This is a genomic window from Paractinoplanes brasiliensis (assembly GCF_004362215.1).
In the GTDB taxonomy this organism is placed as follows: domain Bacteria; phylum Actinomycetota; class Actinomycetes; order Mycobacteriales; family Micromonosporaceae; genus Actinoplanes; species Actinoplanes brasiliensis.
Map to the genome: position 1 here is coordinate 457,880 of NZ_SNWR01000001.1, position 12,878 is coordinate 470,757.

Sequence of the window (12,878 nt, forward strand, 5' to 3'; positions counted from 1 at the left end):
CCCCGCGCACATTAGGAATCGCCCGCGACCAGGGTCAAGGGTCCGGGAATGCGGTGAAGGACAAACGATGGGGAAACGACAGACGGCAATCGGAATAGTACGGCGATAGCGTTTTCCGACCCCCGTCCGAGGTATAGGTGGCACCCATTCTTCCGGCGGTGTCGGCCTCGGGTCGCGGGTCCTACGGTCGCACCATGGTGGATCTCATGACGATCACCCGGTCGGGCCGGTGATCCCGTGCTGGTACGCGAAGACCGCCGCCTGGAGCCGGTCCCGCACGTCGAGTTTCTGGAGCAGATGCGACACGTGATACTTGACCGTGGGCCGGCTCACCAGCAGTTGCGCGCTGATCTCCTCGTTCGACAGACCGCCGGCCAGCAACGCCAGCACCTCCAGCTCCCGGGGCGTGAGCCGGGCCAGGGCGAGCGGTACGCCGGGCGCGGCCCGGCCGCCCGGCCGGGTGGAGACGAACCGCCGCCCGGCGATCACTGCCAGCACCGCGGCGCCCAGCTCGGACGGCTCGCAGTCCTTGTTCAGCATCCCGAGGACGCCGGCCCGCAGGCCCTCGGCCACCCGCTGATCGCCGTGGTCGAGCAGCAGCAGCACCGCGGGTGCGACCGGATCGTCGCGGGTACGCCAGGACAGCTCCACCCCGTCCACCTCCGGTGGCGCCTCGTCGACGATCAGCACGTCCGGGCGCAACGACCGGACCAGCCCGAGCGCTCGCTGCCCGTCGGCCGCCTCGCCGGCGAGCGCGGCGCCGGGACAGCCGTCGACGACGACGCGCAGGCCCAGCCGGGTCAGCGTGTGAACGGCGCAGATCAGCACCCGGGTCATCGGTGTCGTCCCCTCCGGACAGACGGAACCCTACGAGCGGGAGAAGGGCAATGTCCCAGTCGAACCTGAGAGCACGCGAAGCCGGCGACCTCTTCCTGGACAGTCAGGCCGGGCTCCGGATCGACGGCGCGCGACTGATCGACACGCTGGAGCGGCTCGGCGAGATCGGCGCCGATCCGGCCGGCGGTGTGACCCGGCTGGGGCTCAGCCCGGAGGAGGACGCCGCCCGGACCTTCCTCGGCGACCGGTACGCCGCGGCCGGGCTGGAGGCCGAGACCGACCCGGCCGGCAACCTGTTCGTCCGGCGGCCGGGAACATCCCGCGGCAAGCCGGTCCTGCTGGTCGGCTCCCATGTGGACACCGTCGTGCAGGGCGGCCGGCTGGACGGCGCGTACGGGGTGGTCGCCGCCCTGGAGACGCTGCGGGTCCTGCACGAGCACCGGGTCGAGCTGCCGGTCGAGATGGTCGTCGTCGCGTTCGCCAACGAGGAGGGCGCGCTGGTACAGACGCCGTTCTGGGGCTCGCGGATGCTGTGCGGCTCGCTGGACGACCCGCTCGGCGCCACCGACCGCAGCGGACGGCCGGTCGGCGCCCACCTGGCCGCGACCGGTTGTGCGCCGGACCGGCTGGCCGACGTGGCCTGGCCGCCCGGCAGTGTGGCCGCCTTCATCGAGCTGCACATCGAGCAGGGCCCGTCGCTGGAGCGCCAGGGAGTGCCGATCGGCGTGGTGGAGGGCATCGTCGGGCGTACGATCCTGGACGTCGACGTGACCGGAGAGGCCCAGCACGCCGGGACGACGCCGATGGCCGACCGCCGCGACGCGCTGACCGCCGCGGCCGAGATCGTCCTCGCTGTTCGCCGCATCGCCGCCGAGGACCGGGTGTGCGCGACGGCCACCACCGGTTTCGTCGCGGCCGCACCCAACGTCACCAACACCATCCCGGGTGCCGTGCGGCTGTCCGTCGAGGTACGCGACACCGACCGCGCCCGGCAGGCCCGGGGTGAGGGCGTCGTCCGCGAGCAGTGCGCGCGCGTGGCGGCGTCCTCCGGCTGCCGGATCGAGGTCACCGCCACCATGCGGTCTCGTCCGGTGTCGACCGCACCCTTCCTGCGCGGCGTGATCCGGCAGGCGGCCGACCGGCTGGGGCTGCCGCATCTCACCATGCCCAGCGGCGCCGGGCACGACGCGCAGATCGTGGCCCGGATCGCCCCGGTCGGGATGATCTTCGTGCCGAGCCGCCGCGGGATCAGCCACGCGCCCGGCGAGGACACCGCGCCCGGCGACCTCGTCAACGGCGCGAATGTCCTGTTGCACACGGTGCTGGCGGCGCAAGCCGAGCTGGACCGTCACGACTCGTCGCCCGGATAGCGGCCGGCGGGGCCCGGCAGCCCGGCGAAGGTCACCGTGCACATGGCCAAACCCCAGGCGTGCTCGGCGAAACCGGCCGCCGTCGCCTGTCGTACCGCCCGCAGCACCCAGGGACGTTCCCGGCCGTACCAGGCGGCCGGGTCGGCGGTGATCAGGTCGGCCGGGGAGCCCGGTAGCTCCCAGCGGCTCGCACCGTTCCCGGCCAGCCGCAGGTCGTGACCGCCGCGGCGGCGGTGCGCCAGCTCGGACAGATAGAGCAGCGCACCCAGCAGCCGTTCCAGCGACTTGCGCCGGGCCGGGTCGTGCTCGGGCTCCTGCAGCCGCCGGGCGTAGCCGAGAATCCAGCCGGGAACCCAGTACCGCGTACCGCCGGGAGCGGGCCTCGCGACCAGCAGGTCCGCATCGGCGAGCTCGTCGAAGAGCGCCTCCGCCCGGCAGACGTCCACGTCCAGCAGCGGCGCGCCGACCCAGGCCGGGAAGTCGGCCGCCTCGACCAGCGGCAGCAGCCGGAACAGGCGGCCCGCGTCGTCGGACAGACTGGCGTACGCGTGGCCGACCCCGGTTTGCTCCTCCATCTCCGCAAGCCAGCCCGATCCGGCGCCGAGCCGGGCCACCAGGTCGGCGACCGTCCAGTGCGGATGCGCGGCCAGCCGGGCAGCCGCCAGCCGCAGCGCGAGCGGGAGGTAGCCGCAGGTCTCGTTCAGTGCCACGGCGGCCGCACGGTCGGCGTCGATCCGGGCGTGCCCGGCGATCCGGCCGCCCAGTTCCAGCGCGCTGCGCTCGGTGAAGGGCGCCAGCCGCAGGCGTACGCCGGCGGCAAGGCCGGGCAGCGGCCGCCGCGAGGTGACGATCACCCGGCACCGCGACGTGCCGGGCAGCAGCGGGAACACCTGGCTCTCGGTGAGCGCGTCGTCCAGGATCACCAGCGCCCGGCGGTCGGCCATCAGATCGCGGTAGGTCTCCGCCCGCTCCTCGACGCCGTCCGGGATGTCCGGTTCCTGCTGCCCGTACGCGCGCAGGAACCGCCCCAGCACATCGTGCGGGTTCTCCGCCCCCTCCGGCCCGGAGAGCCGGGCGAACAGCTGCCCGTCCGGAAACCTGGGCGCGAGAAGGTGGGCGGCATGCACGGCCAGCGTGGTCTTGCCGACGCCGCCGCGTCCGCTGACCACCGCCGTGGGCGCCGCGGTCCCGCCGGCCCGTTCGAGAGCAGTCAGCAGGACGGTGAGGCTGTCCCGGCGGCCGGTGAAGTCCGCGACGCCGGCCGGGAGCCGGCGCGGGACCCGGTCGGGGGTCCGGGCCGCCCGCACCGGCTCCGGCGGCGGCGCGGCGGGGCCCGCCAGCGCCGGATCGTGGGCGAGAATCTGCTGGTAGAGGGTGTCCAGTCCGGAGCCTGGCTCGATGCCCAGCTCCCCGACGAGCCGCAGCCGGGCCTGGTGGTACGCATCCAGCGCCTCGGCCTGCCGCCCGGCCCGGTACAGCGCGGTCATCAGCAGGGCCAGCAGGCGTTCCCGGCGCGGATGGGCAGCGACCAGGGCGAGCAACTCGCCGGCGAGGTCGTGGGCGGTCGACGGGCCGTGCGCCAGTTCCAGCTCCAGGCATTCCTCGTGAACGGCGAGTCGCTGCTCGTCGTACCGGGAGGCCAGGGCGCGTACCGCGCCGCCGCCGATGCCGGCCAGCGCGCGGCCGTGCCACAGCCCGAGCGCCGCCCGCAGCTCGGCCACCGCCCGCCGCGGGTCCGCGTCCCGGACCGCCGTCCGGGCGGCGGCCACGCGGGACTGGAAGACGTGCAGGTCGAGCTCCTGTTCGGCCACCCGCAGCCGGTAGCCGGGGGCGCGGGTGTCGATCACGTCTTCGCCGGCGAACAGCTGCCGGCGCAGCGACGAGACGCAGATGTGGATCTGGCTGCGGCTGGTGGTCGGAGGCTTGCTGCCCCATACCGCCTCGACCAGATGATCGGTGGGTACGACCTGGTTCGCGTCCACGAGCAGCATCGCCAGTACGGTCAGCTGGCGTCTGCCCTTTATGTCTATTGCAGTACCCTCGCGCCGGGCTTCGAGGGGGCCGAGAATCCGGTACTCCATCGCTCGCTCCGCAGCTCGTAGTGATCGTTACGCGCGGTGGCCTCAGAGTTGCCGCGGGTCACGGCAGGCCGCATCCGGCGCCGGCCCGCACATTTCTCCCCGGCCGTCACGGCCCACCGACGGTCCCGGTGCCGGTGAACGGCCCTGCGCGGCGGCTCCGGAAGGCCCGGGCGATGCGCCGGGGAGCCCCCGACCTGACCGGCGGCGAAAATGTGGGTGCGAAACACCCATGACTACGTACGAGCGGACGGGCATCGTTCTCGCCATGACGCTCCTCGGTGCCGGGTGGTGGGCCTCCGCGCTGGCCCTGCACGAGCGGATCCACCCCGGCGCCACCCCCGATCCGTCGAGCGCAGACCGCCGTCCGGGCCCGGACGCGCTGGCGGCGCTGCGGGCCGAGCCTGCCGCCGGCCTCGCCGCCCGGGTCGCCCGGCCGGACTGGGTGGCGACCGCCGAGCGTGCGGTGACGGCCGCCGTCCCGGCCACGACGGCCGAGGTGGACGGCGACTGGCGGGACGCGTTCGGCCGGGTGCTGCGGCCGTTCGCCGACGACGCGGTCGAGCGGATCACCGCCGGCGCCGGCCCGTACGACCGCCTCGATCTGCCGAAGGTCACCCGCCACCTCGGCGCGGCACTGCGCCGGAGCCTGGTCGACCTGGCCGCCCGCGCGCTGGTCGCTGAGCTGCACCGTTGGGGCGCACGCGGCCGGCTCGCCGGGGACGACGAGCGGGCCCGGTTCCTCGACTTCGCCCGCCGGATGGCATCCCCGGACGGCCTGGCCGCGCTGTTCACGCGCTATCCCGTCCTGGCCCGGCTGCTGGCCCAGGCCGCCGACGCGTCCGTGACGGCGACCCGGGAACTGCTGGTCCGGCTGGCCGCGGACCGCGACGAGGTGGCCGGCACGCTGCTCGGCACCGCCGACCCGGGACCGGTCGTGGCCATCGTTGCCGGCCTCGGCGACCGGCACCAGAACGGCCGCACGGTCTCCTTCGTGGACTTCGCCGACGGCAGCCGGGTGGTCTACAAGCCGCGCGACGTCACCACCCAGGTCGTCATGGGCCGGTTCATCGACCGGCTGGCGGCCGGGCATCCCGAGCTGGCTCCGGGCACCGCCCGCACCCTGGCCCGGCCCGGTTACGGCTGGACCGCGTACGTGACGGCCCGCGACCTGCCGGACCGCGCCGAGGCCGACCGGTTCTACCGCCGGCAAGGCGCGCTGCTCGCCCTGCTGCATGTCCTGCGTACCACCGACGTGCACTACGAGAACGTCATCGCCGACGCCGGGACCCCCGTCCTGATCGACACCGAGACGCTGTTCAACGCCGAACTGGCCCCCACCGGTGACACCGACCCGGCGGCCGGCGCGCTCGCCTCCTCGGTCTACCGCACCGCCCTGCTGCCGCGGCCGGTGATCGGCGACCAGGGGGCGGCGGACCTGTCCGGACTCGGCGGCGACCGCGACGGCCACTGCCCGACGAGCGTGGTGGACTGGCTCGACCCCGGCACCGACCGGATGCGGCTGACCCGCCGGCCGTTCGCGATGACCGGCTCGGCCAACCGGCCCCGCCTGGCCGGCGTCGACCTCGACCCCGGCGACCACGAGCAGTCCATCGTGGCCGGCTTCCGGCTGGCGTACGACTTCGTCGCCGGCCGCCGGGCCGAGTTCGCCGAGGCGGTCGCCGCCTGCGCCGACATGGAGATCCGGGTGATCACCCGGCCCAGCTGGATGTACGCGACGATCCTGGACGAGACGACGCACCCTGACGTGCTGCGCGACGCGCTGGACCGGGACGAGGCGTTCTCGGTGCTCCACGCCAACCGTGCCGCCAACCCGTTGCTGGCCCAGCTCGTCGGGCACGAGATCACGGCGATGTGGAACGGCGACGTGCCGATGTTCCTCGCCTCGGCCGGTTCCGGCGAGCTGCGGGCCCCGGACGGCACGCGCTTCGGTGTGCCGCTGCCCCGCGCCGGGGTCGCCGCCGCGCTGGACACCCTCGCCGGGCTCGGCCATGTGGACCGCCGGCAGCAGGAGTGGATCATCTCGGCGACGCTGGCCACCCGGCGCGGAGCGGCCGCCCACCCGGAGCCCCGGCCCGGCGTCCCGGTCCCGGCCAATCCGACCAACCCCGTGGTGCATCCGGACGCCCTGCTCACCGCCGCTTGCACCATGGCCGACGCCATCATCGCCCGGATGTCCGGCGACGAACGGATCAACTGGCTCGGCCTCGAACACGTCGACGGCCAGTGGCTGGTGCTGCCGATGGGCGCCGGCCTCGGCACCGGGCACCTCGGGGTGGCCCTGTTCCTCGCCCAGCTTGCCGCCGTGACCGGGGTGCGCCGCTACGCCGGTCGGGCCCGCGGCGCGGTGGCCGGCACGCCTGCGCTGGTCGACCTGTTCACGGCCCGCCCCGACCTGGTCGAGACGGTGGGCTGGGGTGGCCTGAACGGCCTCGGCGGGATCGCGTACGGACTGGCCCGGCTCGGCCTGCTGCTCGACGAACCGGCATTGCGGGACGCCGCCGCGCGGCTGGCCGCACTCGCCGGCCGATCGGCGCCGGCGCCGTCCGGACCCGGCTGGGCGGACGGGCTCGCCGGCCGCCTGGCCGCCCTGTCCGCGGTACGCCGCGACCTGGGTCTCGGGCCGGCCTCCGGCGCCGAGGTCGACTGTGCCGACCGGCTCGCCCGGATCGCCGACCACGGCGACGGCACCCTGCCGCTGTCGTTCGCCGACGGGCTGAGCGGCATCGCCTGGGCGCTCGTGCGGTGCGGCCCCCGGCCGGACCATCGCGCGGCCGGGCGCCGGCTGGCCTCCCAGGTGGTGGCCCGCGCGACCACCGGCAGCGCGCCCGCAGGTGGCGGCTGGTGCAACGGTGATCCCGGCGTGGCTCTGGCCGGCGTCTGCGTGCCGCACGAGATGTCGGCCGCCGACGTGACCGCCCTGGCCGACGGCCCGGCCCAACGGGACCTGTCGCTCTGCCACGGCGAGCTGGGCGTGCTGGAGGTGCTCGGGACGATCGCGGCCGCCGACCAGGCCTCCCCGGCCGCCGCCGCGCTGCGCCGGCAGACCGGCTGGGTGCTGGAGGTCCTGCGCCGCGGCGGCCCGGTGTGCGGGGTGCCCGGCAACGTCCTCACGCCCGGCCTGCTGACCGGGCTCGCCGGCATCGGGTACGGCCTGCTGCGGCTCGCCGGCCCGCGCGAGGTGCCCTCGGTCCTGCTCCTGCAGCCCGTCCACGACCTGGCATCGACAGTCAACCATCCGACAGAGGGGATCTGATCCATGTCTGAGATCAAAAACGACCAGAACGACGAGTGCGGCGAGAGCGAACAAATCACCGAGCACGCCGTCGGCCGCCTGCGCCTGCTGCCGTCGGTCTCCTTCGGCACGCGGGCGGCTGCCCTGGCCCAGATCGCCCTGCCAGTCGCCGTGGTGACGGCCGGGATCACCGCCGCGGTGCACGGCATGGGGGCGGAGAACCTGGTCGCCATCGAGACCAGTTGCTGCCCGCCGTCCCCTCGGTAGCGGCGGCCGGCGAAGCGCTGTCGGCAATCCTTGTCAAGCTGTTACCCGGCGGACACCCCGAGTAGGTTCACCCGCATGCGTCCACACTCGACGATGTTGATCGGCCGGGACCGCGAGGTGAGCGTAGTAGAAAGGGCCTTGGCGGAGGCCCGGGGAGGCCGCGGCGGCGCGGTCTTCGTCACCGGCGAGGCCGGCATCGGGAAATCCCGGCTGCTGTCCACGATGACCGAGATCGCGTACGCCGCCGGCATGCGCCTGATGCGAGGGCGGGCCAGCTCGGTCGGCCCGGCGACCCCGCTGCGGCCGCTCACCGAGGCGGCCCTCTATCTGCTCAGAATGGAACGGGTCGAGCCGGCTGAGCTCGGGCCGTACGGGCCGATCCTCGGCCGGATGATTCCCGGCTGGGGTGAGCCGCCCACCGGAGGCGGCGAGTCCCTGGTGGTGCTGGCCGAGGCCACCCTGCGGCTCACCGGGCTCGCCGGCCACAACCGCGGGTGCCTGCTGAGCCTGGACGACCTGCACGACGCCGACTCCGAGACGCTGGCGGTGCTGGAGTATCTGGTGGACAACGTCGACATGCAGCCGACCCTGCTGATGGGCGGCATCCGCGAGGGCGACAGTGTGGCGTACGCGCTGGCCAGGACAGCCGCCCAGCGGGGCCGCTGCGCCTTGATCGAGCTGGGCCCGCTGCGCCGCCCGGCGCTGCGCCGGATGGCCGGCGCCTGCCTCGGCGTCGACGGGAGGCAGTTGCCCGAGACGGCGATGGAGCTGCTGTGGGCCGGCAGCGCCGGGAACCCGTTCATGGCCGAGGAGATGCTCAAGGTCATGGTTGACGACGAGCTGATCGTCCCGGACGGCGGCTCGTGGCGGCTCGGCGAGCACGCCGCGGCGGTCACCCCGGAGCTCACCCGGCCGCTGGCCCGGCGGATGGCGATCCTCGGACCGCAGACTCTCGATGTGCTGTCGGCGGCGGCCACGTTCGGCCCGCGCTTCCCGCTCGCGGTCGTGCAGCTGGCCACCGGCCTGTCCGACCGGGTCATGCTGAGCCTGCTGCAGGACGACCTGGCCGGCCACCTGGTGGCTCCCGACGAATTCACCGCGGACTGGTACACGTTCCGCCACGCGCTCAACCGGGATGCGGTCCTGGCCCGGCTGGACCGCGCGGACCAGGTACGGCTGGCCGCCGCCGTGGCCGACGCTGTCGACACCCTCTTTCCCGACCACCCCGGCGAGTGGTGCGAGGTGGCCGCCCGGCTGCGGCTGGACGCGGGCGACCGTCCCGCCGCGGGCCGGCTGTTCACCGAGGCCGGGCGGCGGGCGCTGGCGAGCGGCGCCGCCGCCTCGGCGGTGTCGCTGCTGGACCGCGCCGCGGAGCTGCTGACCGACGCGTCGGACCGTGCCGACGCCCTGGAACAGCTGCTGCTGTCCCTCGCCGAGGCCGGCGAGGTGGAGCGGGCGCTGGCCTCGATCAACACCCTCGATCAGGTACGCGGGCTCACCCCCCGGCGACGCGCCCGTCTGCACACCCAGGTCGCCTGGGCGGCCGCCGTGGCGGGCCGGCTGGACGAGGCGGTGCACCAGGCGGCGGTGGCGCGCGGCCTGCTCGGCCCGGTCCCGGCCCCGGAGGACATCGCGCCGATCGACGTGGTGGAGGCACATCTCGCGCTCGACATCACCGGCGCCGACCAGTTCGCCCGCGCCGAACGGCTGGCCCGCCACGCCGCCACGGTCGCCGAGGCCGTACCGCTGCCGGTCGTCGCCTGCCAGGCGTGGCAGCTGCTCGGCGCCATCGTGCGGCACCGCGACCCGGACGAGGCGACTCGCTGCCTGGAACGTGCCAAGGTCCTCGCCGCCCGGCACGGCCTGCCGATCTGGGAGATCCACGCGCTGGTGCGGCTCGGCAACGACGATGCGCTGCGGCACGCCGACACGACCCGGCTGGAGCAGGCCCGCGACAAGGCCGGCCGGGTCGGCGCGGTGACCGCCCACTACCAGTCCGAATCCAGCATCGCGTTGCACACCATCCTGCGCGGCGACTACCCGGCGGCGCGTGCCCTCATCGATCAGGTGCTGGATGCGACGGTACGGCTGAAGCTGCTGGAGACGACGCGCTACCTCCTGCTGCTGCGGGCGGTCTGCGCCGGCCATGAGGGCGACCGCGCCGCGATGGACACCGCGCTCGCCGAGTTCGAACGGCAGGGCGGCAACCTTGCCCTGCACGCGCCCCGGGCGCACGGGCTCGCCGGGGCGTTCTGCGCGCTGCTCGACGAGGACCGGCGGCTCGCCCACGACGAGCTGGCCCGCGCGATGTCCGGCGTGCAGGGCGGCCCGAGCGTCTACTACCTCTCCGGCCGGCACGGCCTGCACCTGCTGATGCGGGTCCTGGCCGGCGAGGCCGGCTGGGCCGAATACGACGCGATGGCCGTCGACCCGGCGAGCGCGCTGCGCTGGGATCGGCAGTTCACCCACTTCGCGTACGCGGTACTGCTCGGCCGGTCCGGGCGCGGCGCCGAGGCGGCCGACGCGGTGAGCGCGGCGCTGGCGGCAGCCGAGCCCTTCGCGATGAGCCGCCACCTCGGCCTGCGCCTGGTGGCCGAGGCGGCGATCGACGACGACTGGGGCGATCCGCCGAGCTGGCTGCGCACCGCCGAGCGGTACTTCCACGACCGCGACGTACGTCCGGTGGCCGGCGCCTGCCGGTCCCTGCTGCGCCGGTCGGGCGCCCGGGTCCCGCAGCGCCGGGCCGGCGTCGACCGTATCCCGGCGCAGCTGCGGTCGGCGGGCGTCACCGGACGCGAGTTCGAGGTGTTGGAACTGTTGGTCGGGCGGATGGGCAACCAGGAGATCGCCGACCGCCTGCACCTGTCACCGCGTACCGTCGAGCGGCACGTCGGCAACCTGCTGGCCAAGACCGGGCTGCCCAACCGGGTCGCGCTGCGCGAGTTCGCGGCCGGCGTACGGGAATGACCCGGACGCCCGCAGGAAGGCAGCGTTCGCGGCCTCGCCACCGACGGTGACCCGGACCCCGTCGCCGGCGAAGCCGCGCACGTCCACCCCGTGGGTCACCGCATGCGCGACGAAGTCGCCGGTGTGCTCGCCGAGCGGGAGCCAGACGAAGTTGGCCTGGGTCGGCGGCACCGGGTAGCCCTGCGCCAGCAGCACGGCGCGGACCCGGTCCCGCTCGGCGGCGATCCGCCGGCACCGGTCGGCGACCTCGTCCTCGACGCTCAGGGCAGCGAGCGCGGCGGCCTGGGCGATGCCGTTGACGCCGAACGGGACGGCGACCTTGCGGACGGCCGAGGCGACCGCCGCCGGACCGGCCAGGTAGCCGACCCGCAGCGCCGCGAGGCCGTATGCCTTCGAGAAGGTACGCAGCACCGCGACATTCTCGGCACCGCGTACCAGATCCAACCCGTCGAGCACCCCGGGATCGGTCACGAACTCCCGGTACGCCTCGTCGATCAGCACCAGGACGTCGGACGGCACGCGGGCGGCGAAGCTCCGCAGCGCCGCGCCGGAGACGACAGTGCCGGTCGGGTTGTTCGGGTTGCAGACGAAGACGACCCGGGTGCGGGGCGTGATCGCGGCCAGCATGGCATCGAGGTCGTGCGCATGGCCGTCGTCGAGGGCGACCGGCACGCCGGTGGCGTTCATCATCCGGGCGAAGACCGGGTAGGCCTCGAACGACCGCCAGGCGAACACCACCTCGTCGCCGGGCCGGCACAGCGCCTGGAGCACCTGCAGGCACAGCGCCACCGAGCCGCAGCCGACCGCGAGCCGCTCGGCCGGCAGTTCGTACTTGAGGGCGAGCCTGTCGAGCAGGTCCGTCGCGCCCATGTCGGGGTACCGGTGCGATTCGGCGACGGCGGCGGCGATCGCGGCGGAGACCGGCGGCGGCAGCGTCGCCTCCGGCAGCTCGTTGTTGGCCAGCTTGGCCGGCAGCGACTCGGATCGGCGTGCCGCATATCCCGGCAGTGCGACAATTTCGGCCCGCGGTGTGATCGGCATTCCGGCACCCTCCATTGTGGTTTATAAAATGGTAAGGTCGCCTTTCGCGCGCTCGGGTCAAGGAGGACGAATTCATGTCTGATCCCGTGTCCACCAAGCCGGACGACCGCCCCGCTCTCGACCTTTTTCACGGGTATGCTCTCGCCAGTGCGATCGCCGCGCTCGAAATGGCCGGCGAATTGTCCGCGCTGGAAAATGGCGGAATAACTCGCGCCTGGCTTCAGGGCCGCGACGAGCTCCTCGCCGCCACCCTGCGCTACCTGTGCCACCGTGGCGTCCTGCGGGAGTCCGACGAGCGTTTCACCCTCACCGAGTACGGCTCCCGGGTGTACGCCGACCGTGGATTCCTCGTCTGGCTGGTCGGCGGATACGGCGAGCCGATGCGCCGGATCGACGCGTTCCTCGCGCAGACCATGCGGTACGGGACCGACGTCACCCGGGACGGCCGGTGGGTGGCCGGCGGCACCGCGATGATGGCCCGCACCGATGTCGTCCCGCAGGTGATGGAGACCCTGGCGACGGTCTCCTTCAGCACCGTGCTGGACCTCGGCAGTGGCAACGCCCGCTTCCTGATGGCCGTCTGCGATCGGTTCGGCGCCTGCGGCATCGGCGTCGACGTCGACGCCGCGGCCCACGCGGCCGCCGGAGAGGCCGTCGCGGCCAACGGTATGCAGGACCGGATCGAGCTGGTCCGGGCCGACGTCCGCGCGCTCGACGAAATTCCCGGGATCGACAAGGTCGACCTCGTCGTCACCTTCTACCTCCTGCACGAGATCCTGGCCGGCGGCCGCGACGCCCTGCTGACCTACCTCACCGACCTGGCCGGCCGCCTTCCGGCCGGCGCCAAGCTGCTCGTCGGCGAGATCGAGCCGCCGATCGACGGGGAGCCCGGCCAGCCCTTCACCCCCGAGTTCACCTACGTGCACGCGCTGGTCCGGCAGACCCTGCTGCCCGCCGACGGCTGGCGCAGCGTGCTGACCGAGGGCGGCTTCGACGTCCGCGAGGTCGTCCGATGCCGCGTCCCCGGCGGCATTCTGCTGCTGTGCGAGAAGCACCAGTAGC

Annotated in this window: 8 protein-coding genes; 5 read left to right on the top strand and 3 right to left on the bottom strand. The window is 74.1% G+C overall.

Going from position 1 to position 12,878, the window contains the following annotated elements:
- Nucleotides 1-213 precede the first annotated feature (213 nt).
- Nucleotides 214-837 (bottom strand): LuxR C-terminal-related transcriptional regulator, encoded by a 624-nt coding sequence (locus tag C8E87_RS01835; protein WP_133871461.1) that lies wholly within the window; start codon nucleotides 835-837, stop codon nucleotides 214-216.
- 50 nt (nucleotides 838-887) lie between these two features.
- On the opposite strand from C8E87_RS01835, the gene C8E87_RS01840 reads away from it, so the two are divergent.
- Nucleotides 888-2,207, top strand: a complete 1,320-nt coding sequence (locus C8E87_RS01840; RefSeq protein WP_133871462.1) for a Zn-dependent hydrolase — start codon at nucleotides 888-890, stop codon at nucleotides 2,205-2,207.
- On the opposite strand, the gene C8E87_RS01845 is transcribed toward C8E87_RS01840, so the two are convergent.
- The gene (locus C8E87_RS01845; protein WP_133871463.1) at nucleotides 2,186-4,288 is read right to left on the bottom strand and encodes an AfsR/SARP family transcriptional regulator; all 2,103 of its coding nucleotides are present in this window, start codon (nucleotides 4,286-4,288) and stop codon (nucleotides 2,186-2,188) included. The two genes, C8E87_RS01840 and C8E87_RS01845, sit on opposite strands and share 22 nt — an antisense overlap.
- 265 nt (nucleotides 4,289-4,553) lie before the next feature.
- Between C8E87_RS01845 and C8E87_RS01850 the strand changes: the two genes are divergently transcribed.
- The 3 genes from C8E87_RS01850 (at nucleotide 4,554) to C8E87_RS01860 (ending at nucleotide 10,775) form a co-directional block, all read left to right on the top strand.
- Nucleotides 4,554-7,562 (top strand): type 2 lanthipeptide synthetase LanM family protein, encoded by a 3,009-nt coding sequence (locus C8E87_RS01850; protein ID WP_166661033.1) that lies wholly within the window; start codon nucleotides 4,554-4,556, stop codon nucleotides 7,560-7,562.
- A gap of 3 nt (nucleotides 7,563-7,565) precedes the next feature.
- Nucleotides 7,566-7,808 (top strand): hypothetical protein, encoded by a 243-nt coding sequence (locus C8E87_RS01855; RefSeq protein ID WP_133871465.1) that lies wholly within the window; start codon nucleotides 7,566-7,568, stop codon nucleotides 7,806-7,808.
- Nucleotides 7,809-7,883: 75 nt separating this feature from the next.
- Nucleotides 7,884-10,775, top strand: a complete 2,892-nt coding sequence (locus tag C8E87_RS01860; protein ID WP_133871466.1) for a helix-turn-helix transcriptional regulator — start codon at nucleotides 7,884-7,886, stop codon at nucleotides 10,773-10,775.
- Here the strand turns inward: C8E87_RS01860 and C8E87_RS01865 are convergent.
- Nucleotides 10,674-11,816, bottom strand: a complete 1,143-nt coding sequence (locus tag C8E87_RS01865; protein ID WP_133871467.1) for a histidinol-phosphate transaminase — start codon at nucleotides 11,814-11,816, stop codon at nucleotides 10,674-10,676. The genes C8E87_RS01860 and C8E87_RS01865 overlap by 102 nt on opposite strands.
- 74 nt (nucleotides 11,817-11,890) lie before the next feature.
- On the opposite strand from C8E87_RS01865, the gene C8E87_RS01870 reads away from it, so the two are divergent.
- Nucleotides 11,891-12,877, top strand: coding sequence for a class I SAM-dependent methyltransferase (locus tag C8E87_RS01870; RefSeq protein WP_133871468.1), 987 nt, complete (start codon nucleotides 11,891-11,893; stop codon nucleotides 12,875-12,877).
- Nucleotide 12,878 lies beyond the last annotated feature (1 nt).